The 23255-nt window shown below is 74.6% G+C and carries 17 protein-coding genes; 5 read left to right on the forward strand and 12 right to left on the reverse strand.

The window, feature by feature from the left end; translation table 11 throughout:
• Positions 1 to 641: 641 nt before the first annotated feature.
• The gene (locus ABZ873_RS11655) at positions 642 to 3635 is read left to right on the forward strand and encodes an SCO5717 family growth-regulating ATPase (RefSeq protein ID WP_360868876.1); all 2994 of its coding nucleotides are present in this window, start codon (positions 642 to 644) and stop codon (positions 3633 to 3635) included.
• A 114-nt stretch (positions 3636 to 3749) separates the two neighbouring features.
• Here ABZ873_RS11655 and ABZ873_RS11660 read toward each other — a convergent pair whose 3' ends face one another.
• The 9 genes from ABZ873_RS11660 to rimP form a co-directional block, all read right to left on the reverse strand.
• On the reverse strand, positions 3750 to 4706 hold the full coding sequence (locus ABZ873_RS11660) for a bifunctional riboflavin kinase/FAD synthetase (RefSeq protein WP_360868879.1): 957 nt from the start codon (positions 4704 to 4706) through the stop codon (positions 3750 to 3752).
• A gap of 219 nt (positions 4707 to 4925) precedes the next feature.
• Entirely contained in the window at positions 4926 to 9341 is a 4416-nt protein-coding gene (locus tag ABZ873_RS11665; protein WP_360868881.1) for a hypothetical protein, read from the reverse strand.
• Between the two features lie 320 nt (positions 9342 to 9661).
• Positions 9662 to 10567: a tRNA pseudouridine(55) synthase TruB gene (gene truB / locus ABZ873_RS11670; protein ID WP_360868884.1), complete on the reverse strand. Its 906-nt coding sequence runs from the start codon at positions 10565 to 10567 to the stop codon at positions 9662 to 9664.
• Positions 10564 to 11019 carry a 30S ribosome-binding factor RbfA gene (gene rbfA / locus ABZ873_RS11675; RefSeq protein ID WP_360868887.1) on the reverse strand — a complete coding sequence of 152 codons (456 nt, stop codon included), beginning with the start codon at positions 11017 to 11019 and terminating at the stop codon, positions 10564 to 10566. Before rbfA ends, truB begins: the two co-directional genes overlap by 4 nt.
• A gap of 34 nt (positions 11020 to 11053) precedes the next feature.
• Positions 11054 to 11347, reverse strand: a complete 294-nt coding sequence (locus tag ABZ873_RS11680; protein ID WP_030227569.1) for a DUF503 domain-containing protein — start codon at positions 11345 to 11347, stop codon at positions 11054 to 11056.
• A gap of 160 nt (positions 11348 to 11507) precedes the next feature.
• Positions 11508 to 14600 (reverse strand): translation initiation factor IF-2, encoded by a 3093-nt coding sequence (gene infB, locus ABZ873_RS11685; protein ID WP_360868891.1) that lies wholly within the window; start codon positions 14598 to 14600, stop codon positions 11508 to 11510.
• 148 nt (positions 14601 to 14748) lie between these two features.
• On the reverse strand, positions 14749 to 15036 hold the full coding sequence (locus ABZ873_RS11690; protein ID WP_360868894.1) for a YlxR family protein: 288 nt from the start codon (positions 15034 to 15036) through the stop codon (positions 14749 to 14751).
• Between the two features lie 146 nt (positions 15037 to 15182).
• Positions 15183 to 16199, reverse strand: coding sequence for a transcription termination factor NusA (gene nusA / locus ABZ873_RS11695; RefSeq protein WP_360868897.1), 1017 nt, complete (start codon positions 16197 to 16199; stop codon positions 15183 to 15185).
• Positions 16200 to 16201: 2 nt separating this feature from the next.
• Positions 16202 to 16714 (reverse strand): ribosome maturation factor RimP, encoded by a 513-nt coding sequence (gene rimP, locus ABZ873_RS11700; RefSeq protein ID WP_360868900.1) that lies wholly within the window; start codon positions 16712 to 16714, stop codon positions 16202 to 16204.
• Between the two features lie 169 nt (positions 16715 to 16883).
• Here rimP and ABZ873_RS11705 point away from each other — a divergent pair, with 169 nt between their 5' ends.
• The 4 genes from ABZ873_RS11705 to ABZ873_RS11720 are packed head-to-tail and all read left to right on the forward strand — an operon-like array spanning position 16884 to position 19824.
• Positions 16884 to 17426, forward strand: a complete 543-nt coding sequence (locus tag ABZ873_RS11705) for a hypothetical protein (RefSeq protein ID WP_360868902.1) — start codon at positions 16884 to 16886, stop codon at positions 17424 to 17426.
• Complete coding sequence (locus ABZ873_RS11710; protein ID WP_360868905.1) at positions 17423 to 17863, forward strand: ferritin-like domain-containing protein; 441 nt, start codon at positions 17423 to 17425, stop codon at positions 17861 to 17863. Before ABZ873_RS11705 ends, ABZ873_RS11710 begins: the two co-directional genes overlap by 4 nt.
• 34 nt (positions 17864 to 17897) lie before the next feature.
• Positions 17898 to 18800 (forward strand): aminoglycoside phosphotransferase family protein, encoded by a 903-nt coding sequence (locus ABZ873_RS11715; RefSeq protein WP_360868908.1) that lies wholly within the window; start codon positions 17898 to 17900, stop codon positions 18798 to 18800.
• 55 nt (positions 18801 to 18855) lie between these two features.
• Positions 18856 to 19824, forward strand: coding sequence for a slipin family protein (locus ABZ873_RS11720; RefSeq protein ID WP_360868910.1), 969 nt, complete (start codon positions 18856 to 18858; stop codon positions 19822 to 19824).
• Between the two features lie 107 nt (positions 19825 to 19931).
• Here ABZ873_RS11720 and ABZ873_RS11725 read toward each other — a convergent pair whose 3' ends face one another.
• The 3 genes from ABZ873_RS11725 to ABZ873_RS11735 form a co-directional block, all read right to left on the reverse strand.
• Complete coding sequence (locus ABZ873_RS11725) at positions 19932 to 21632, reverse strand: proline--tRNA ligase (protein WP_360868913.1); 1701 nt, start codon at positions 21630 to 21632, stop codon at positions 19932 to 19934.
• Between the two features lie 42 nt (positions 21633 to 21674).
• The gene (locus ABZ873_RS11730; protein WP_360868915.1) at positions 21675 to 22217 is read right to left on the reverse strand and encodes a GNAT family N-acetyltransferase; all 543 of its coding nucleotides are present in this window, start codon (positions 22215 to 22217) and stop codon (positions 21675 to 21677) included.
• Between the two features lie 62 nt (positions 22218 to 22279).
• Positions 22280 to 23125 carry a GNAT family N-acetyltransferase gene (locus ABZ873_RS11735; protein ID WP_360868918.1) on the reverse strand — a complete coding sequence of 282 codons (846 nt, stop codon included), beginning with the start codon at positions 23123 to 23125 and terminating at the stop codon, positions 22280 to 22282.
• Positions 23126 to 23255: the final 130 nt, after the last annotated feature.

The raw sequence follows: 23255 nt of genomic DNA on the forward strand, positions 1-23255 counted from the left end.
ACGCTTCGTCGGACTGGGGCCACCGCCCGCACGCGGGAGGTGTGTACGCAGCGGACGGGGTCACGAGCTTCGCGCGACGCGGGCGTACGCGGTGGGCTGGGGTAATGCGCCCGGCCCGGCGCAGGCGACGGGCTCCGCCCAGAGGGGTGTTCGCGGTGGGCCGCAGCCGCGAGCTGCGCACGGCCGGGACGTATGTGGTGGGCAGGGCCACGAGTCACGCACGGCAAGGGAGTACATGGCGACGGGAACATGAGAGTGGCAAGGCGCGGGGTTATGTAACGGACGGGGCCGCGGGGCCGACGTACTGGGCAGCGGGCACCGCCGGCCGGGGATGCGGCGGGCTGGGGCCGTGGGTCCGGCGCTGCGGAGCTGGACGCAGCGGCCTGCGGTCATGAGCCTTGCCCCGCAGGGGGCATCGGCGGGGGCGGGGCCACGAGCCGTGCTCGGCCGGGACGTAGAGGTGGGGTGGACAGGAGCCATGGGCCCCGCACGGCGGGGGAAACAGGGCGGATGGTTGGCGCGTGCTCCGCATGGTGGGGGCATACGCGGCGGACGGGGGGCGTGGGCCCCGATTAGGCTGGGCGCAGGCGCGGCGCGCGGAGGTTGGCGCCGGACCAGTGTTCGACGAACCAGGAGGACCAGTGAGCGGCGATCGGAACGAGAGGCGCGGCGGGACGTGGGACGTCCCGACGGACGATCAGTCCGACGCGGAGCCCGAAGTGACGGGCGAGTTCACCATCGACTACACCCCGCCGGCCTGGTACACGCAGAGCGCTTCGCCTGCCGTGCAGGTACCGGGGCTGCCCGAGGGCAGCGGCTTCGAGCCGCACCGCGCGTCCGACGTGGAGTCGCCGTCGACGATGCGCATCGCCCCGCCGGCTCCCCGCACCCCGTCGGACTCGGCCCCGCTCCAGGCCCCGCCCCTGCCGTTCGGCCCGGAGGCCCAGCTTCCGGAGCCGGAGGCCATGCCTGCGGCGCCGCTTGACGGGCCGGAGGCCGTGCCTGCGGCTCCGCTGGGCGTGCCTGCTCCCGCCGCAGTGCCTGTGGCTGAGCTCGCCGAGCCTGCGGAGCCGCTGGGTACGCCCGCACCTCCGGAGGCCGCGCCTGCGATGCCGTCTGCACAGCCCGAGGCCCTGCCTCCGGCGCCGCCGCACGCGCCCGCTCCCGTCGCGGCGCCCGCAGCACCGGCCGTCCCGCCTGCGGTGGCGCCCGCCGCGCCTGCGGCACCGTTTGCCGCACCCGTTCCGGCGGACGTCTCCCACCAGGACCCGTACGCGACACCTGCCGACGCCGTACCCCCGGCGGCCGAGACTCCGGCCGTACCGGCACCCGTATCGGTGAACGGCAACGGCTCGGGCTCGTACGCAACTCCCGCCGACGCCCCGGCCGTACCGGCTCCCCCGGCGCCGCTGGGCGCGCCCGGCCCGGTGGGCGGTGCCGACCAGGATCCGTACGCCGCGCCCGCGGCGGCGGTCGCACCGGCTCCGCTCGCGGCACCCGTACCGGTGAACGCCGACGGCTCGGGGTCGTCTGCGACTCCCGCGGATGCCCCGGCCGTACCGGCGCCGTCTGGCGCGCCGGTTCCGGTCGATGCCGACAACCGGGACTCGTACGTGCCTCCGGCGCCACCCGCGCCGGTGAACGCCAACGGCCCCGACCCGTATGCGGCTCCCGCCGGCAGCGTGTCCCCGGCGCCCGAGGTCCCTGCCGCGCCTCCGGCGCCCCCGGGCGTGGCCGCACCGGCTGACGTTGCCGCCGGTCCGGCTCCGTACGTCGCGCCTCCGGCGCCGCCCGGGGCGCCCACCCCTCCTGGTGCCGTCGGCCCCGAGCTGCCCGCCGCGCCGCCCGCGCCGGGCCACACCGGCGGGGTGGACTCGTACGGGAACCCCGTGGACGCCGCGCCCCCGGCGCCGTTCGGGGCGTCCGCCCCTGCCGCCGCCCCGGCCCCGGGCGGGTTCGCGCCGCCGGCTCCCGGGCAGGAGCCGTACGCCATGCCCGCGCCCGTCGATGCGGCTCCGTCGGCGCCGCCCGCGCCCGCCGGATCCGCGCCTCCGGCGCCTGGTCAGGAGCCGTACGGCATGCCTCACGCCCCGGCACCCGCCGCGCCCGCTGACGCCGCCCCGTCCGCGCCTCCGGCTCCCGGCCAGGAGCCGTACGCCATGCCCGCCCCCTCGGCAGCCGCCGCGCCTGCGGCGCCCGGGCAGGAGCCGTACGGCGTGCCGCAGGCGGCCGGGTCCGCCGGGTTCGGTGGGGCCGTCAGTCCTGGGGAAGGGGCGGCGTCCCACGGGGAGAACTCGTTCGGGGGACCCCCCGCGCCGCAGGGCGGGTATGCCTTCCCGCCCGCGGGGCCGGGCGCCCCGCAGTCCTACGACCCCCGCGCCGCCGGGCAGTGGCCCACCGGCCAGGCCAACCAGCCGCAGGCGCAGCCGCATCCGCAGGCCCAGCCCCACGCCGGCGCCCCCCTCGGGTACACCGCCGCCGTCGAGCTGTCCTCCGACCGGCTGCTGCGCGGCAAGCAGAAGCCGCGCAGCAACAACCCCGCCGGCGGCCGCTTCCGCTTCGGCGGGAAGGCCGCCGAGGCCGAGCGTCAGCGCAAGCTGGAGCTGATCCGTACCCCGGTCATGTCCTGCTACCGCATCGCCGTCATCAGCCTCAAGGGCGGCGTCGGCAAGACCACGACCACCACCGCTCTCGGCGCCACCCTCGCCACCGAGCGCCAGGACAAGATCCTCGCCATCGACGCGAACCCGGACGCCGGCACCCTCGGCCGCCGCGTCCGCCGCGAGACCGGTGCGACGATCCGGGACCTGGTCCAGGCGATCCCGTACCTCAACTCGTACATGGACATCCGCCGGTTCACCTCGCAGGCGCCCTCCGGCCTGGAGATCATCGCCAACGACGTGGACCCGGCCGTCTCGACCACCTTCAACGACGAGGACTACCGCCGCGTCATCGAGACCCTGGGCCGCCAGTACCCGATCATCCTCACCGACTCCGGCACCGGCCTCCTCTACTCCGCCATGCGCGGCGTCCTGGACCTGGCCGATCAGCTGATCATCATCTCGACCCCGTCCGTGGACGGCGCCAGCAGCGCCAGCACCACCCTGGACTGGCTCTCTGCCCACGGCTACGCCGACCTCGTCTCCCGCTCCCTCACCGTCATCTCCGGGGTCCGCGAGACCGCCAAGATGATCAAGATCGAGGACATCGTGCAGCACTTCGAGACCCGCTGCCGCGGTGTGGTCGTGGTGCCGTTCGACGAGCACCTGGCGGCCGGCGCCGAGGTGGACCTCGACCTGATGCGGCCCAAGACGCGCGAGGCGTACTTCAACCTCTCCGCGCTCGTGGCCGAGGACTTCCTCCGCGCGCAGCAGGCTTCGCAGAACCAGTGGGGCGCCCAGCAGCAGCACCAGCCTCAGCCTCAGCAGCACCACCAGCCGCCCCAGCCTCAGGCTCAGGCTCAGCCCCAGCCGTACGGCCAGCCCCAGGCGCAGCCCCCGTACCAGCAGCAGCCCCAGGGGCTGCCCCAGGGTCAGCCCCAGCCCTACGGCCAGCCGTACCCCCAGCAGCAGCCCCAGCCCGGCCAGCCCTGGGGCCAGCCGCAGCAGCCCCCGCGCGACCCCCGCCTCGGCTGACCGGCCCCGGCACCGCCCACCCGGCGGCCCCGCACGCGAAGGGCCCGTACCACCCCGGAGGACCACGAAGGATCCGGAGCGGTACGGGCCCTCGCCCGTTCACACGACCCGCGCTCAGCGCCCGCTGTCGTACGCGTCCGTCAGCACCCGCGCCCGCTTCACGTCGTCCGCGATCGCCTCCAGCAGCCCGTCCAGCGACTCGAACTTCGCCATCCCCCGCACATAGGCCAGGAATTCCACGGCCACGTGCTTGCCGTACAGGTCCAGCCCGATCCGGTCGATCGCGTACGCCTCCACCGTGCGCTCGGTGGCGTCGAACTGCACGTTCGTCCCCACCGAGATCGCCGCCGGCATCCGCTCGCCGTCCGCCGTCAGCCAGCCCGCGTACACCCCGTCCGCCGGGATCGCGGTATGCGGCGCCGTCTCCACGTTCGCCGTGGGGTAGCCGAGCTCGCGCCCGCGCTGCGCGCCGCGCACCACCACGCCCTCGACCCGGTGCGGGCGTCCCAGGATCTCGGACGCGCCGTCCATGTCGCCCTCGGCGACGAGCCGGCGCGCCAGCGTCGAGGAGAACGGCACGCCGCCGCCCGCCGTGCCGCGCTCCACCAGGTCCACGACATCGACCTCGTAGTCGTAGGTGGAGCCCAGCTCGCGCAGGAAGTCGACGTTCCCGGCGGCCCGGTGGCCGAAGCGGAAGTTCGGGCCCTCGATGACGGCCCGCGCGTGCAGCTTGTCGACGAGCACCTTGACGATGAAGTCCGCCGGGGACAGCTGCGAGAACTCCGCCGTGAACGGCAGGATCAGCAGCGCGTCCACGCCCAGCCCGGCCATCAGCTCGGCACGGCGGTCGTAGGGGGCCAGGATCGGCGGGTGGCTCCCGGGGCGGACGACCTCGCTCGGGTGCGGGTCGAAGGTGACGACGACGGACGGTACGCCGAGCTCGCGCGCGGTGGCCACGGCCCGTCCGATGATCAGCTGATGTCCCCGGTGCACGCCGTCGTAGGAGCCGATGGTGACGACGCTGCGTCCCCAGTCCTGGGGGATGTCCTCCAAGCCACGCCAGCGCTGCACTGTGACCGCTCCTCGCCCGAACCCGGTTGGTCGTTGAACTGATTGCCGATTGCAGGTCTAAGACTGCCATGCCGGTGGCCCGCGGCCCGCATCGGCGTCCGCTCGCCGCCCGGCCGGTGCCGGGGGTGGCCGCCGACCGCCGCCCGGCCGGTGCCGGGGGTGGCGACCGGCGTGGCGCCCGCCCGGTGCCCGCCGTGGGACCGCCGCCGCCGCGGAAGCTCAGGTCACGTCCGCGGCCGAGCCGCACAGGGTCTCCACCGTCCGCCGCGCGCCCGGCCCCAGCAGGGCCGCCGCGTCCCCGCCCGACTCCGCGAGCCAGCCCGCCACCACCGCCCCGAAGGCCGGTTCGGCGCGGGCCAGCTCCACCGTGCGCCGCTCGAAGACCGCCGGGCCGCCCGGGGCCCGCAGCAGCCGCCGCCCGGTGCGCCGCAGCAGCTCGCGCGTGCGCGCCCGCGGGCGTCCCCCGGTCCCGGCGGCGAGCGCCCCGAGGAAGGCGTCGAGCACGCGCGGGTCCGCCTCCTCCCGCAGCAGTACGGCGGCCAGCTCGCCCCGCAGCGGATACGAGGGCTCCCCGCCCGGCGCCCCCAGTACGGCCGCCAGCTCCACCCGGACCTCCACGGGCGCGTTCCGCAGCAGGTCCAGCACCAGCGGCCGCACCACCGCCTCGGCCGCCGGGCCCTGCTCCAGCCGCCGGTCGACGAAGTACGCGGCGTCCGGCGCGGCCCCGGGACACCGCGCGAGGTGGTCCCGTACGAGCTCACCCGCGCGCCGGGCCAGCCCCGGCGTGGTCAGCGCCGCCAGGGCGCGCAGCACCTCCCCGTCGGCCCGGGCCCGCAGCGCGGCGAAGACCTCGTCCTGGTCGGGCAGTACGGGCAGGGCCGCGACCAGCGCCGCCGCGGGCAGCCGGGAGCCGGGCGCGGCCTCGCGGAAGGAGGCGAGGGCGGCGGGCAGGTGGCGGGCGCGCACCAGCGGGTCGCGCAGCAGCACGGCCAGGGCGCTGCCGTGCAGGGCGGCGTCGGCGGGGCGGGCGAGCAGGGACTCGGCGGCGCGGCGCAGGAGGTCGCGGTCGGCGGGGGTGCGGACGTGGGGGGCGGTGGCGAGGGCGTGGGCGGCGGCCGCGGCCCGCCGCGCGGGGCGCTCGTCCCGCGCCCAGCGGTCCACGGCGCGGGAGAGGGCGGAGGGCTCCTCCTCCGCGAGTACGGCGAGCAGTTCGTCGGCGCGGGGATGCGCGGCGGTGACCAGCGCCTCGGCGAGCTCGTCCACGGCCGGGCCGCGGTGGGTGTGCAGGAGGGCCTGCGCGGCGGTGGCGACGGTGGCCCCGGGGCGGCCGCGCAGCCGGCGGCCGTCGTCGAACCAGGCGCAGAGCAGCGGCTGGACGCGCCGGGGGTCGCGGACGAGGCGGCGGGCGACGGCGTCGAGGTAGCGGTCGCCGGGGGCGGCCACGGCGGGGTCGGCGGGCAGCAGGCGGCGCAGCAGGCCGAGGCGGTCGGGCTCGTCCAGGCGGAGCCGGTTCCAGAACCGGCCGCCGAACTCCCCCGGGCCGGCCCGGACCACGTGCTCGGCGAGGGCGTGCAGGACGGGCAGGTACGGGCGGGCGTCGGGGAGGCCCAGCAGGGACTCGCGCAGCAGCCGGGCGGCCCACCAGAGCCGTTCCGGTGCGGTGGCGTCGGCCTCGACGGCGTCGGCGGGGTCGGCCGTGAGGGCGTCGAGGGCGCGGACGAGGGCGGTGAGCTCCTCGCGCAGCCGGTCCTCGGGGAGGCGGCGCAGGGCTTCGCGTACGGGCCCGAGGCGGTGCCGGGGCACGAGCGGGCCGGGGGCGGCGGGGCCGTGCACGAGGGAGGCGAGCGCGGCGCGGAGGTCGAGGTGGCCGCCCTGGATCCAGTCGGACAGTTCCTCGTGCGCGAGGCGGTAGCCGGGGCCGGCGGGCACGAGCAGGCCCTCGGCGAGGACGGCGGAGGCCCAGCCGGTGCGCCGGGGGAACAGCTCCTCGAAGGCGGCCCGGTCGAGCCGGCCCTGGCCGCGGCCGAGGCAGCGGCGCGCGGCCTCGTGCACCCGCCCGGCCACGCGGGCGGCGAGCCTCCGGATGCCGGGGCCGTGCACGGGAGCGTGCACGGGGGCGTCGGCGGCGGCGATACGGGTGGCCGTGCGCAGGCAGAGGAGGTCCAGGTGCGCGGCGAACACCTCCTCGCGGCCGGGGCGGCCGGCGGTGACCCCGGCGGCGCGGATCCCGGCGAGCAGATGCAGGGTGAGCGGGTGACGGGCGTCGGCCCCGGCCACGGCGCCGGCGGGGATCCCGAGCCGGGCCCGCAGGATCTCGCCCTCGGCGGCGCTGAGATCCCCGAGAACCAGCGCGGGCGGCAGCCCCCCGCCCGCGGCGGCGGCAGCCCGCACCGGGACATGCAGGGCGCCGGGCGGATAGAGGGCCCCGGCCCCCTCCCAGTACTCGGCCCGCGCGACGACCACGAGCCGCGCCCCGACCTCACCCAGCCACGCCACGGTGGCCGCACTCCACTCCCCCATCCGCCGGGCAAGCCCAGGGGCCATCTCCTCCACCCCGTCCAGCACCACCAGCAACCCCCGCCCACCCCCCACCGCAACCCGAGCCACCCTCTCCCCGAGCGGCACAGGCACCCCCGCACCAAAGCCCTGCGCCCCACCCGCACCCGTGACGTACGGACGCTCGCACGCCCCCGGCGCCCCGGACGCCGCCCGGTCACCCCACCGGGGCAAAGCCCCGAGGCCAGCGCGGGCAGCCACCGAGTCGCCAGCGACGGCCCCGGGCGGCACGGCCCAGTCACCCCAGCTCGGGAAATCGCCCCGCCGGGATGACCCCGCGAGGGCGGCCTGAGACGCCGCCGAATCACCGAAGTTGGACTCGCACTGCCCGGCCCAGCCACCCCGGGCCGAGCCCGCCGCATCGACCTGCCCGGACACCGCTTCACCAGAGACGGGCCCACGCCAGCCGCCCCGGACACCCGGTGCCGGATGATCGCTCCGCAGGGTCGAATCCACGACGGCGGCCTGACCACAAACCGGTTCGCCGGAGGCGGCTCCCCGCTGGCAGGCCCACTCACCCCCGGGCAGGGAATCGTCACGCCGAGACGAGGCTGCGACGGCGCCCTGGGCAGACGCCGCGTCGCCGCAGGCGGACCCACGCCGGTCAGCCCAATCACCCCGGTCGGGAGAATCGTCACGCCGGGGCCTAGCCGAGACAGCCGCCGGGGCGGACGCCGATTCGCCGGAGGCGGGCGCGGGCCAGACGGCCCGGTCACCCTCGGACGCAAAGTCGTCCCGCCGGGGCGAAGCCGCCGCGGCCGCCCGAGCAGATACCGCGTCGCCGGAGGCGGCCCCGCCCCGGTCAGCCCAGTCACCCCGAGCCGGGAAATCATCACGTCGGCACGAGCCCGCAACAGCAGCCTGACCCGACACCGGTTCGCCGCAGGCGGGTCCGCCCCCGTCAGCCCAGTCGCCGAGGTCGGGAGAATCGTCACGCACGGGCGTAGCCGCAACACCCGCCCAGGCGGACGCCGAGTCGTCGGAGGCGGGCGTGGGCGGGACGGCCCGGTGGTGCCCGGGTGCAAAATCGTCACGCCAGGGCGGAGCCGCCAAGGCCGACGCCCAGTCGCCGGAGGCGGGTTCCCACCAGGCATACCGGGGCGGGGGGTCCTCCCGCCCCGGCGACGCCGGCAGTGCTGCCTCGGCGGCTGTCAGGGCGCGGTTCGCGGCGTCCGCCAGCGACGTGTCCGTCGCGTGGAGGTCGGCGCCGTGGAGCCAGAGGGTGGGGGCCGGGTGGGGGCCGCGCGCGCGGTCGGCGGTCAGGGCGGCCAGGGCCGTGGTGCGGCCTGTGCCGGGGTGGCCCACCAGGGCCAGGACGGGGCGGGGGCCCGCCGTGAAGGCGGCCAGTCCGGCGGCGAGGACCGGGCGCGGCACCAGGGTGGGCGGAAGGGGCGCCGCGCAGGTTCTCGCCGTGAGTTCCAGGGCTCCCGCGAGGTTGAGGTCCGCCCCGTGCCCCGGCACGGTCGCCCCGTTGTGTTCAAGGAGCGCGGCCAGCGGCCCGCCCGGGTCGGTCGCGGCGGCCGCGCGCAGGGCCACCGCGAAGACGCCCGGGCGCGAGGCGCAGACCAGGGCGGTGCCCAGGACCGCGAGGACCGCTCCGGTCTCCGCGTCGAGCACCGGCGCCCCGCACACCGCACCGCCCAGCGCGAGCGCGTCCCGCCCGTCGGTGCCGATCGCGAGCTCCACGGCCACCCCGTCCGGCACGGGCCACCCCGGCCGGCGGCCCCCCGCCGCGGACGCGACCCGCGCGCCCCCGAGGACCCGCGCCTGCCGCCACCCGCGCGCGGGCAGCCGTACGTACGTCCCCGGTGCGACCTTCCCCCGTACCGCCACCGGAAGCGGCCGCACCCCCAGCCCGTCCGTCCGGACGAGGGCCAGCGCGAGCCCGGGCAGCACGGTGACGTCCGCCGCCCCGGCCTCCCAGGTCCGCCCGGCCGCCGAGCCGCCCGCGCGCAGCACCAGCCCGCCCGGACCGGCCACGGCCTCATGGGCGGTGATCACCGTCCCCCGGTCGTCGGCGACGAATCCGCTGCCGCGCTCCCGCCCGGCCGGATCGCAGATCGTCACGAGCTCCGCCATGGCCGCACCACTCCCGTACCGCTGTACCGCTCCCCCGCCGCACCCCCGTGCTCACGACGGTAGGCAGGTGAAGATCGGCACGGAAAGCACAGGCGGCGAACGCGCCCCCCTACGCTCCCTCCATTCACTCCGAGCGCCTGCTCAGACGGGTGAATACAGGGGTCCGGATGGATAGAGACCTACCCGAGGGGGGTCGTGGAGCGGTGAGCGGCACCGCGTGTGCGCTCACCGCTCCACGTCAACACCCGGCGGAACACCCGGCGGAACAGCCGACGGGATCGGCCGAACCGCCGACGGGATCGGCGGAACAGCCCACGGGCTCAGACGAAGACCGCGAGGGACTTCGCCTTCCCGTTCTTGCTCTCGACCAGCCCGAGCAGCTGCCCCTCGGGGCCGAAGACGGCCACCGTGCGGCCCTCCCCGTACTCCTCCGGCATGTCGATCCGGACACCGTTGGCGAGCAGCGAGGCCCGCCGCGCGTCCAGGTCCCAGCGCGGGAAGGCCGCGGCCGCCGCCTCGCCGATCGGCATGACGGTCAGCTCCTCCTGGAGCTGGTCCAGGGTGCGCGCCCGGTCGAGCTTGTACGGCCCAACCCGCGTGCGCCGCAGCGCCGTGAGGTGGCCGCCGACACCGATGTCGGCGCCCAGGTCGCGGGCGAGGGCGCGGATGTACGTACCGCTGGAGCAGACGACGGAGACGACCAGGTCGACGACCTTCGTGCCGTCCTCGGCCTCCGCCTCCCGCATGTCGTACACCTGGAACGACGAGATGGTCACCGGCCGGGCCGGGATCTCGAAGTCCTCGCCGTCGCGGGCGCGCTTGTAGGACCGCACGCCCTTGATCTTGATGGCGCTGACCTTCGACGGGACCTGCATGATCTCGCCGCTCAGCTTGGCGATCCCCGCGTCCACCGCCTCCCGGGTGACCCCGGTGGCGTCCGCGGAGGAGGTGATCTCGCCCTCGGCGTCGTCCGTCAGCGTGTTCTGGCCGAGCCGGATGGTGCCCAGGTACTCCTTCTCCGTGAGCGCCAGGTGCCCGAGGAGCTTGGTGGCCTTCTCGACACCGAGGACCAGCACGCCGGTCGCCATCGGGTCGAGCGTGCCGGCGTGCCCGACGCGGCGGGTCTTCGCCATCCCGCGCATCTTGGCCACCACGTCGTGCGAAGTGAAACCGGACGGCTTGTCGACGATGACAAGGCCGTCCGGTGTCTTCCCCTGCGTGCTCATTCCGCGGCCGCGTCCTCGGCGTCGTCGTCCTCATCGGGCTTCTTGTACGGGTCGGCCTCGCCGGCGTACTGGGCGCCGGAGGACACCTCCCGCACCTGGGCGTCGGAGGCGCGCGCCTTGTCGAGCAGGTCCTCGATGGTCTTCGCGTTCTCCGGGAGGGCGTCCGCCACGAAGGTCAGCGTGGGCGTGAACTTGGTGCCCGCCGCCCGGCCGACCGCGGATCGCAGGACGCCCTTGGCGCTCTCCAGGCCCGCCGCGGCGCTGGCCCGGTCCTCGTCGTCGCCGTAGACCGTGTAGAAGACCGTGGCCTCCCGCAGGTCGCCGGTGACGCGGGTGTCCGTGATGGTCACGTGCGTACCGAGGCGGGGGTCCTTGACACCGCGCTGCAGCTTCTCCGCCACCACCTCCCGGATGAGGTCCGCCAGCTTCTTCGCCCGCGCATTGTCGGCCACTGGTCCGTCTCCTTCTTTTCTTGCAGACAAGCAATCAGTCTTCATCACCGTGGAACCGCCGCCGTACCGACAGCAGCTCCACTTCCGGACGCGCCGCGACCAGCCGCTCACAGCGGTCGAGTACGTCCGACACGAACCCCGCGTCCCCGCTGACCAGGGCTACCCCTATACGGGCCCTGCGGTGCAGGTCCTGGTCTCCCACCTCGGCCGCGCTCACGGAGAACTTGCGCTGGAGCTCGGCGACGATGGGCCGGACGACGGAGCGTTTCTCCTTCAGCGAGTGGACGTCGCCGAGGAGCAGATCGAAGGACAGAGTCCCCACGTACATGCAGTTCCGGATGTCCCGCCGGTTCGGGTTCGGTGGCTGCCGGGCCGTCGCCCGGCAGGGTCACCAGAACCGTACACGCAACGGCCGGGGCCGATCGACGGATATTCCGCCGACCGGCCCCGGTGTGAAGCGTTACGACACGGTGCGAACCGCCTCGCGCTTACGCGCGCGGCTTCTCGCGCATCTCGTACGTCGCGATGACGTCGTCGATCTTGATGTCGTTGTAGGAGCCGAGGTTGATACCGCCCTCGAAGCCTTCGCGGATCTCGGTGACGTCGTCCTTGAAGCGGCGCAGACCGGAGATGGTGAGGTTCTCCGCGACGACCTTGCCGTCGCGCAGCAGGCGCGCCTTGGTGTTGCGCTTGACCTCGCCGGACCGGATGAGGACACCGGCGATGTTGCCCAGCTTGGACGAGCGGAAGATCTCGCGGACCTCCGCCGTACCGAGCTCGACCTCTTCGTACTCCGGCTTGAGGAGACCCTTGAGGGCCGCCTCGATCTCCTCGATGGCCTGGTAGATCACCGAGTAGTAGCGGACGTCGACGCCCTCGCGGTCCGCCATCTGCGCGGCACGGCCGGCCGCACGGACGTTGTAACCGATGACGATGGCGTCGGAGCCCATCGCCAGGTCGATGTCGGACTCGGTGACCGCACCCACACCGCGGTGCAGGACGCGGATGTCGACCTCTTCACCGACGTCGAGCTGGAGCAGCGAGGACTCGAGAGCCTCGACCGCACCGGACGCGTCGCCCTTGATGATGAGGTTGAGTTCCTGGACCAGACCGGCCTTGAGGACCGAGTCCAGGTCTTCCAGGGACACCCGGCGGACGCGCTTGGCGAAGTTGGCGTTGCGCTCACGCGCAGCACGCTTCTCGGCGATCTGACGGGCGGTGCGGTCCTCGTCGACGACGAGGAAGTTGTCGCCGGCGCCGGGGACGTTGGTGAGACCCAGGACCAGGACGGGGGTCGACGGACCCGCTTCCTCGACGTTGTTGCCCTTGTCGTCGAGCATGGCGCGCACTCGGCCGTAGGCGTCGCCCACGACCATCGTGTCGCCGACGCGGAGGGTACCGCGCTGGACGAGGACGGTGGCGACGGCGCCGCGGCCGCGGTCGAGGTGGGACTCGATCGCGATGCCCTGCGCGTCCTGCTCCGGGTTGGCGCGCAGGTCGAGCGAGGCGTCGGCGGTGAGGACGACGGCCTCCAGCAGGGAGTCGATGTGCAGACCCTGCTTGGCGGAGATGTCGACGAACATCGTGTCGCCGCCGTACTCCTCGGCGACCAGACCGAACTCGGTGAGCTGACCGCGGACCTTGGTCGGGTCGGCACCCTCGACGTCGATCTTGTTGACCGCGACGACGATCGGGACGCCGGCGGCCTTGGCGTGGTTCAGCGCCTCGATCGTCTGCGGCATGACGCCGTCGTTGGCCGCGACCACGAGGATCGCGATGTCGGTCGACTTGGCACCACGGGCACGCATGGCGGTGAACGCCTCGTGACCGGGGGTGTCGATGAAGGTGATGCGGCGCTCTTCGTCGTTGACCTCGGTGGAGACCTGGTACGCACCGATGTGCTGCGTGATGCCGCCGGCCTCGCCCGCGACGACGTTCGTCTTGCGGATGGCGTCGAGCAGTCGGGTCTTACCGTGGTCGACGTGACCCATGACGGTCACGACCGGCGGACGCGGCAGCAGGTACTCCTCGCCGCCCTCGTCCTCGCCGAACTCGATGTCGAAGGTCTCCAGGAGCTCGCGGTCCTCCTCCTCCGGGCTGACGATCTGAACCTGGTAGTTCATCTCGCCCGCGAGGAGCTGGAGGGTCTCGTCGGAGACGGACTGCGTGGCAGTGACCATCTCGCCGAGGTTCATCATGACCGCGACCAGCGACGCCGGGTTGGCGTTGATCTTCTCCGCGAAGTCGGTGAGGGACGCACCGCGCGACAGGCGAACGGTCTCGCCGTTGCCGCGGGGCAGCATCACGCCGCCCACGGACGGGGCCTGCATGGCCTCGTACTCCTGGCGCCTCTGACGCTTCGACTTGCGGCCGCGACGGGCCGGACCGCCGGGACGGCCGAAGGCACCCTGCGTGCCACCACGGGCACCGGGACCACCGGGACGCCCGCCGAAGCCGGGACGGCCGCCGCCACCGGCGCCGGCCGGGCCGCCGCCGAAGCCGCCGCCACCCGGACGGGGACCGCCGAAGCCGCCACCGGCCGGACGCGAGCCCGGACCGGCCGGACGGCCGGCGAAGCCGCCGCCGGGACGACCGGCGCCACCGGGACGGGGACCGCCCGCACCGGGACCACGGCCACCGGGGCCGCCACCGGGACGGGGACCGGGACCACCGGCAGCGGGACGCTGCGGCATCATGCCCGGGTTGGGACGGTTACCGCCGGGAGCACCACCGGGACGCGGGGCGCCGCCCTGCGGACGGGGCATGCCGCCCGGGGTCGGACGGGCGCCGCCGGGACCCTGCGGGCGCGGAGCGCCGCCGGGACCGCCCTGCGGACGGGGAGCACCCTGGCCGCCGCCGGCGCCGGGGGCACCGGGACGCGGGGCGCCGGCCGGACGGGGCGCCTGCGGGCGCGCCATGCCGGTGGAGCCGCCGGAGGTGAACGGGTTGTTGCCCGGACGGGGACCGGCCGGACGGGCGCCCTGCGGGCGCGGGGCCTGCGAGCCGCCGGGACGGGGGGCCTGCGCACCGGGGGTGGCACCGGCCGGGCGCGGGGCGCCGGGACGGGCACCGCCCTGGCCCGGGGCCGCCGGACGCTGCTGCGCCGGACGGGGACCGGGGGCCGCGGCGGGACGCGCCGGGGCGGCCGGGGCCGCCGGAGGCGCGGAGAACTCGGTCGCCACGGGAGCCGCCGGAGCGGGCTTCGGGGCGGCCGGGGCCTTCGGGCCGGGACGCGGGCCGGGGGCGGCGGGCGTCACGGGTGCTGCGGCCGGGGCCTCGGCGGCGGCCGGCTTGGGGGCCGGGGCGCCGGGCTTCGGGGCAGCGGGACGTGCCGCGGCGGCCGGGGAGGGCGCCGCGGGCTTGGCGGGCGCGGCCTTGCGGGGCGCGCCGGGCTTCGCAGCGGACTTGCCGGCGTTGCCGCCGGGCCCCTGCAGTGCGTCAGTCAACTTGCGTACAACGGGCGCCTCGATCGTCGAGGACGCCGAACGGACGAATTCACCGAGTTCTTGGAGCTTGGCCATGACGACCTTGCTCTCCACCCCGAACTCCTTGGCGAGTTCGTATACCCGGACCTTAGCCACTTCGCTCCTTTTAGGTCCGGGTTACGCCGGACCGTCGCTACTTCATGGGCGTACTCATCGCGTACTCATCGAGTGCTCATCGCAATCTCGACCTACTTCCAACTCGCGAGGTACCTGACCGCACGGGGATCCGTGCCGTACTACTTCTTTACGGTGTGGCCTCTGCTTCACCGGCCACGGCGTCGCGCAGGCTCACCGTGTCGAGCGCTCCGGCGGACCGTAGGGCCCGCGGGAACGCGCGGCGGCGGACCGCCTGGTCGAGGCAGACCACGGCAGGGTGCAGGTACGCACCCCGGCCGGGCAGCGTACCGCGAGGATCAGGGACGCATTCGTCCCCGACCGCCACGATGCGCAGCAGATCGCTCTTGGCCGCTCGCTCCCGACACCCCACACAGGTTCGTTCGGGGCATGCGCGGGCTTGCGTCCGGCCAGACACGCCTAAGTCTACCTCCCCGCACCGACCTCTCCCCCGACGAGTGTCGGGAGAAAAATCGAACGGCTGTCGTGTTGTCTTGATCCGCTACCTCGGCAGCGGCCTTCCGAAACCTGTCTACCGTCCCGGAAGGCCGGGACGGTACCGGTTTATTCCCCGCCGCGCTCGCGCTCGTCACCGGCGTCCGGGGACACCTCCGTGTCGGGACGGATGTCGATGCGCCAGCCGGTGAGCCGTGCGGCGAGGCGGGCGTTCTGGCCCTCCTTGCCGATGGCCAGCGAGAGCTGGTAGTCGGGCACGGTCACCCGGGCGGACCGGGAGTCCCAGTCCACGACCTCGACCTTGCTCACCCGGGCGGGTGAGAGGGCGTTGGCGACCATCTCGGCCGGGTCGTCCGACCAGTCGACGATGTCGATCTTCTCGCCGTGCAGCTCGGCCATCACATTGCGCACGCGGCTGCCCATCGGGCCGATGCAGGCGCCCTTCGGGTTGAGGCCCGAACGGGTGGAACGCACCGCGATCTTGGTGCGGTGACCGGCCTCACGGGCGATCGCCCAGATCTCGACGCTGCCGTCGGCGATCTCCGGGACCTCCAGCGAGAACAGCTTCTTCACCAGGTTCGGGTGGGTGCGCGAGAGGGTCACGGACGGACCGCGCACGCCCTTCGCTACCCGTACGACATACGCCTTGAGGCGCAGCCCGTGCGGGTACTCCTCGCCGGGGACCTGCTCCTGCACCGGCAGGATGGCCTCCAGCTTGCCGATGTCGACCAGGACGTTCTTCGGGTCCTTGCCCTGCTGCACCACACCGGTGATGACGTCGCCCTCGCGGCCGGCGAACTCGCCGAAGGTCAGGTCGTCCTCGGCGTCGCGCAGACGCTGGAGGATCACCTGCTTGGCGGTCGTCGCGGCGATCCGGCCGAAGTCCGACGGGGTGTCGTCGAACTCCTTCGGCTCCTGGCCCTCTTCGAGGTCCCTCGGGTCCTCGGTCGCCCACACGACCACGTGACCGTTGGTGCGGTCCAGCACGACGCGGGCGCGGCGGAAGCTCCCGTCGGTGCGGTGGTACGCGATGAGGAGGGCCGACTCGATCGCCTCGACGAGCAGGTCGAAGGAGATCTCCTTCTCCCGGACCAGACCCCGCAGGGCACTCATGTCGATGTCCACGGCTACGCCTCCTCTTCCTTCTTGTCCTTGCGGTTGAACTCGATCTCGACACGCGCCTTGGCGATGTCGGTGTAAGCGATGCGGCGGGCGGTCGCCTTGCGGCCCTTCACGCCCGGGACTTCGAGGTCCAGGCCCTCGTCGTCGGCTGCGAGGATGCGGGCGACCAGTTCCCCGGCCTCCTGCTCACCTCCGGCGGACAGCTGGAACTTCACCAGACGGCCCACGGCCCGCAGGTAGTGACGGCGCTCGGTCAGCGGGCGGTCGGCGCCCGGCGAGCTCACTTCGAGGACGTACTCGTCCTCGCCCATCACATCGGATTCGTCGAGCGTGTCGGAGACCTCGCGACTCAGCTCGGCACACGCGTCCAGTTCCACGCCCTCGTCGGAGTCCACGATGATCCGGAGCATCCGGCGCTTGCCCGCGCGCGACAGCTCGATCTCTTCGAGGTCCATGCCCCTGGCGGCGACGAGCGGCTCCAGCAGTCCGCGCAGCCTGTCGCTCTGGGTGGTGCTCATCCGGGTGACTCCTCGGCCGCGTGTGCTGTTGTGGTTTCCGTCGTGTGTCGTGTCAAAGGGTATCCGGTGTCGGAGGGTGTTGCCGTCCGCCCGCCGGACGGGCCCCCGGGTACGGTGATCACACCCCCGCCCCCGCCATCAGCCCCGTCACCACCCGGAGGACGTCGCCGTGTCCTTGACCCCGCCTTCGAGACCCTCGCGCCGGAGCCTGCTCACCGGAGCCGCCGGAGCGGCCGGTGCCGCACTGCTGACGGGGTGCTCCGACAGCCCTTCCTCCGGCGCGACCGCCGCCCTCTCACTCGAACGGCGGATGCGCGAGGCGGCCGTCCGTGACAGCGAGCGACTGCTGGAACGTTACGACGCCACCACCGCCGCCCACCCCTCCCTCGCGCCGCGCCTCGCCCCGCTGCGGGCCGCCGTCGCCGCGCACACCGCCGCCCTCTCCCCTTCGGCCCCCTCCCGGCCCTCCTCCTCCGCCACCCCGTCCGGCGGTACCGGCGCCGCCGCGCCCACCACGGGCGCCGCGGCCGTGCCGCCGAAGCCCGCCGAGGCGCTGACCGACCTCGCCGACGCCGAGCGGACCCTGTCGGAGTCCCGGACCATCGACCTCGCCGGGGCCCCCGGGGAGCTGGCCCGGCTGCTGGCCTCGGTGGCCGCCTGCGGCGCCGTACACGCCCACCTGCTGACCTCGAACCCGGGAGCCACCGCGTGAAGCCCGAGCCCGCCCCCGCCGGCGGATCCCTCGCCGCCGCCCAGGCCGCCCTCGCCGCCGAGCACGCGGCCGCCTACGCCTACGGGGTGATCGGCGCCCGGAGCACCGGCCCGCGCGCGACCGAGGCCCGCGAGGCGTACGGGGTCCACCTCGCCCGGCGCGACGCCCTCGTGCGCACCGTCCGCGAGCTGGGCGGCGCGCCCCGGCCCTCGGAGGCCGCGTACACCCTGCCGTTCCCGGTGCGCACCCCGGCCGACGCGGAGCGGCTGGCGGCGGTGGTGGAGGACCGGGTGGCGGGGGCCTACTCCGATCTGGTGCGGGCCGCGGAGGGCCCGCTGCGCCGCGAGGCGGCCGACGCCCTGACCGCGGCGGCAGTGCGCGCGGCGCGCTGGCGCGGGGTCGGCGTAGCCTTCCCTGGGCTCGCGGAACGCGCGTAGCGAGCCCTCACCAGCTGAAAGGGATCACGCACGCATGGCTTTCGAACCGCCGCAGCGGCTTGTACGGGCGCTCGGCGAGCTGCCGGGGACGGCGCAGGACACGGACTGGCTGGGGCGGCTGCCCGCCCTGGCCGAGGCCGCGCTCGACCGGCGCGGGATGCGGGCCCAGCGGGTGCAGGCCCCGGGCGGGCGCAGCAGCCTGCTCCTCCTCGTCAGCTACCCGGACGGCACCCCGGCGGCCCTGAAACTGGCGCCCCCGCAGGCCCGGCCCGACCGGGAGCTGGCCGCGCTGGCGCACTGGGGCGGCTTCGGCGCCGTACGCGTGCTGGACACCCGGCATCACGAGGAGGACGGGGCGCTGCTGCTGGAGCGGCTGCACCCGGAGGTCTCGCTGCGCTCCCTGCCCGAGGCCAAGGCGCTGCTGGAGGCGAGCGGCACCCTGCGCCGCCTGTGGGTGGCCCCGCCCGCCGGGCACGTCTGGGAGTCGGTGGCGGAGCGTACGGAGGCCCAGGCGGAGGCCCTGGGCTCGGCCCCGGCGGAGGTACGGGAGCTGGCCGGGGCGGCGCTGGCGGCGCGCGCGGAGCTGGTGGCGGCCCCGCCCGAGGAGCTGCTGCTGCACGGGAACTTCCGGCAGGGCAAGGTCCTGGCCGGCGAGCGCGCGCCGTGGCTGACGGTGGGCCCGGACCCGCTGGTCGGTGAGCGGGCCTACGATCTGGCGCGGCTGGTCCGGGACCGGCTGGAGGACCAGGTGGCCTCCTCGGCGGGGGCGGCCGGGGCCCGGCGGCGGGTGAACAAGCTGGCGGACGCGCTGGACGTGGACCGGGAGCGGCTGCGCGGCTGGACGCTGTTCCGGGCGGTGGAGTCGGGCGTACGGGCGGTGGCGGCGGGGCGGCGGCGGGATGCGGAGCTGCTGCTGGAGTTCGCCTCCTGGTTGTAGGGCATGTTGGAGGGCATACCGTAGGAAAGGTAGGTATGTCGGGCAGGGGGCCGTGATGGTCGAAGAACTGCTGACAGCGGTGGTCGTGGCGGGCGTGGGTGTCGCCGCCTACATGGGCGCCGCCGCCCGGGTGGTGAAGCAGTACGAGCGGGGGCTGGTCTTCCGCTTCGGCAGGCTGCGGGAGGAGATCCGGCCGCCGGGCTTCACGGTGATCGTTCCGGTGATCGACCGGCTCCGCAAGGTCAACATGCAGATCGTGACCCTGCCCGTACCGGCGCAGGAGGGCATCACCCGGGACAACGTGACCGTGCGGGTGGACGCCGTCGTGTACTTCAAGGTGGTGGACCCGGCGAGCGCGGTCGTGGCGGTGGAGGACTACCGCTTCGCGGTCTCGCAGATGGCCCAGACCTCGCTGCGGTCGATCATCGGGAAATCCGACCTGGACGATCTGCTGTCCAACCGGGAGATGCTCAACCAGGGGCTGGAGCTGATGATCGACAGCCCGGCGGTGGGCTGGGGCGTGCAGATCGACCGGGTCGAGATCAAGGACGTGTCGCTGCCGGAGACGATGAAGCGGTCGATGGCGCGGCAGGCGGAGGCCGACCGGGAGCGGCGGGCGCGGGTGATCAACGCCGATGCGGAGCTGCAGGCTTCGCACAAGCTGGCGGAGGCGGCCGAGGTCATGTCGGAGCAGCCCGCAGCCCTGCAGCTGCGGCTGCTGCACACGGTGGTGGCGGTGGCCGCCGAGAAGAACTCCACACTGGTGCTGCCGTTTCCGGTGGAGCTGCTGCGGTTCTTGGAGCGCGCGGCTCCGGCGGTGCCGGGGGCGGGGGCGCCGGTGCGGGATGACCCGGCCTCGGCCGGCCCGGCTTCCGAAGGCCCCGGGTCGGTCGGGGCCGGACCGGAGCCTCCGGGGGGTGGGGTGGAGGCTGTGGATCCGGCTCCTGTGGATCCGGCTCCCGGGGCTCCGGCGCTGGGGGCCGGCGGGCCCGAGGGGCCGTTGCCGGACGAGTCGCCGCCGTAGGCGCGGGGCGGGAGTTTCTCTCCCCGCCCCGCCCTTTCGCCGTTTCCCGGGGCTCCGCCCCGGACCCCGCGCCTCAAACGCCGGCGGGGCTGGAAGTGGGGCTGATCTCAGACTTCCGTGAGCTTCGAGAGGGCTTCGCTCAGCGGGAGTTCCTCGCGGGTGCCCGTCGGGCGGTGCTGGAGTTCTACTATGTCCTCCGCCGAGCGGCGGCCCGCCACAAGGATCCACGGGACGCCGATCAGCTCCGCGTCCGTGAGCTTCACGCCCGGGGAGAGGCCCGGGCGGTCGTCCAGGAGGACCCGCAGGCCCGAGGCGGCCAGGGTGTCCGCCGCCTGTTCGGCCAGGGCCAGCGGGACGGCCTTGCCCGCCGCCACCACGTGCACGTCCGCCGGGGCCACCTCCGCGGGCCAGCACAGGCCGCGCTCGTCCGCGGTCTGCTCGGCCAGGGCCGCCACCGCGCGGGAGACGCCGATGCCGTAGGAGCCCATCGTGACCCGGACCGGCTTGCCCTCGCGGCCCAGCACGTCGAGGCCGAAGGCGTCGGCGTACTTGCGGCCGAGCTGGAAGATGTGCCCGATCTCGATGGCCCGGTCGAGCCGCAGGCCCGCGCCGCAGGAGGGGCAGGGGTCGCCCGGCTCCACGACCACCACGTCCAGGTACTGGTCCACCTCGAAGTCGCGGCCGCAGACCACGTTGCGGGCGTGCGTGTCCGCCCGGTTGGCCCCGGTCACCCAGGCGGTGCCGGGGGCGACGCGGGGGTCGGCCAGGTAGCGGACCTTGTCCAGGCCCTGCGGGCCCACGTAGCCGCGTACGAGGTCGGGGCGGCCGGTGAAGTCCTCGGCGGTGACCAGCTCGACGACGGCCGGGGCCAGGTGCTCGCCCAGCTTGCCGAGGTCCACCTCGCGGTCCCCCGGTACGCCGACGGCCACGATCTCGCCGTCGACCTTGACCAGGAGGTTCTTGAGGGTCGCGGAGGCGGGCACGCCCAGGTACGCCGCCAGGGTATCGATGGTCGGGGTGTCGGGGGTGTCCACCTCCTCCAGCGGCGGGTGCTCGGCGGCGACCGGCGCCAGGGCGAAGGTGACGGCCTCGGTGTTGGCCGCGTAGGCGCAGGAGGGGCAGTCCACGAAGGTGTCCTCGCCCGCCCCGGCGGGGGCCAGGAACTCCTCCGAGGCCGAGCCGCCCATGGCGCCCGAGACCGCGGAGACGATCCGGTGGTCCAGGCCCAGCCGGCGGAAGATGCGGACGTACGCCTCGCGGTGCAGCCGGTAGGACTCGGCCAGGCCCTCGTCGGACACGTCGAAGGAGTAGGAGTCCTTCATCTGGAACTCACGGCCGCGCAGGACGCCGGACCGTGGCCGCGCCTCGTCCCGGTACTTGGTCTGGATCTGGTACAGCATGACCGGCAGGTCCTTGTACGAGGTGCACTGGTCCTTCACCACCAGGGTGAAGATCTCCTCGTGGGTGGGGCCGAGCAGGTAGTCCGCGCCCTTGCGGTCCCGGAGCCGGAAGAGCAGGTCGCCGTACTCCGACCAGCGCCCGCTCACCTCGTAGGGCTCCTTCGGCAGCAGGGCCGGCAGCAGCACCTCCTGGGCGCCGATGGCGTCCATCTCCTCACGGACGATGCGCGAGACGTTGTCCAGGAGCCGCTTGCCGAGCGGCAGCCAGGTCCACACCCCGGCGGAGCTGCGCCGGACGTATCCGGCGCGCACCAGGAGCCGGTGGCTGAGGGTTTCGGCGTCGGCCGGGTCCTCGCGGAGGGTCTTGGCCATGAGGCGGGACATGCGCTGCACGTGTTTCGTGGACATGCCGGGAGGTTACCGGGGTGCCCTCGGCCCCCGGAAACGGATTCAGCCCCTGGCCAGCGGGAGCGGGGCGCCCATGACCGCGTACGGGAGGCTCGCGCTCGGGAAGTGGACCTGGCGGGCGAGGTCGGTGTAGCCGAGGGCCCGGTAGAGGCCGCGGGCGGGGCTCTCGGTGTCGATGGCCGAGAGGATGGAGCGGGGCTCGGCGGCCTCGTCGGTGAGGGTGGTGATCAGGCCGCGGCCGATGCCGTGGCCCTGGAAGCCGGGGTGCACGTGCAGCTCGGTGATCACGAAGGAGGCGTCGAGCCAGCCGTCGTGCCCGCCGGCCCGCAGATAGGGCTCGACGACCGTGGACCACCAGTGCGTACGGTCGTTCGGCATGCCGTAGACGAAGCCGGCGAGGGCGCCGTCCTCGGCGAAGGCCCCGAGGGCGCGGGCGCCCCGGCAGGTCATGTGGCGCTGGACGATGTAGCGCCGGATGCCGACCTCCTCCTCGCTGAGGCCGAAGGCGACGGCCTGCACGCGCAGGGCCTCGTCCACGCGGCCGGCGAGGTCGAGGGGGCCGATACGGACTCCGGATGGCAGCATGCGGCGACCTTACTTCGGGGTAGGGGTGCGCCGGAATGCCACGGCGGGGCCGGTGGCCGGTGTCAGAACAGGACGCTCATGAAGGCGCCGACCTCGCGGAAGCCGACCCGGCGGTAGGCGGCGCGGGCGGCGGTGTTGAAGTCGTTCACGTAGAGGCTGACCACGGGGGCGACATCGCGCAGCGCGTGGGCGACGACGGCGGCCATCCCGGTCTCCGAATGCCCCTGGCCGCGGAACTCGGGGGCCACCCAGACGCCCTGGATCTGGCAGGCGCGGGCGGTGGCGGCGCCGATCTCGGCCTTGAAGAGGACCTTGCCGTCCTCGACGCGGGCGAAGGAGCGGCCGCCGGCGACGAGTTCGGCGACACGGGCCTGGTAGAGCAGTCCGCCGTCCCCGGCCATGGGCGAGACGCCGACCTCCTCGGTGAACATGGCCACGCAGGCGGGCATGATCAGGTCCATCTCGTCCTTGCGGATGCGGCGGACCCGGGGGTCGGCCTCCACGGTGGTGGAGGGGCGCTCGATGACCATGAGGGGCTGGTGGGAGCGGACATCGCGGGCCGGTCCCCAGCTGGGCTCCAGCAGCTGCCACAGCAGCCGGGTGGCCCCGGCGGGGCCGACGATGGAGGAGCAGCGGCGGCCGGTGCGGCGGGCCCGGTCGGCGAAGGCGCGGACGGCGTCGGGGCTCGCGCAGACGGGGACGAGGTTGGCGCCGGCGTAGCAGAGGGAGCGCAGCTCGCCGTCGGCGTACCAGCCCCACATCTCGCCGCCCAGCCGCCAGGGGTCGAGGCCCGCGACCTGGACCCGGGAGGTGACGAAGGCGTTCTCGACCGGCTCGCGTCCGAGGACTTCGAGCGCGGCATCGAGATCACTGGGCTCAAGGACCCGGGTGGTGGTCTGCGTCAACACTGGGGCCTCACCATGCAAGTCTGCTGATCTCCGCACTGTACCCGGAGGGGCCGGGCGATGCCGCGTCCAGAGGTCACGAAAAGGCCCCGGCCCCGCTCCCGAACTGCGGGAACGGGGCCGGGGCCGACAG

It is taken from the genome of Streptomyces sp. NPDC047014, assembly GCF_040644195.1.
GTDB lineage: Bacteria > Actinomycetota > Actinomycetes > Streptomycetales > Streptomycetaceae > Streptomyces.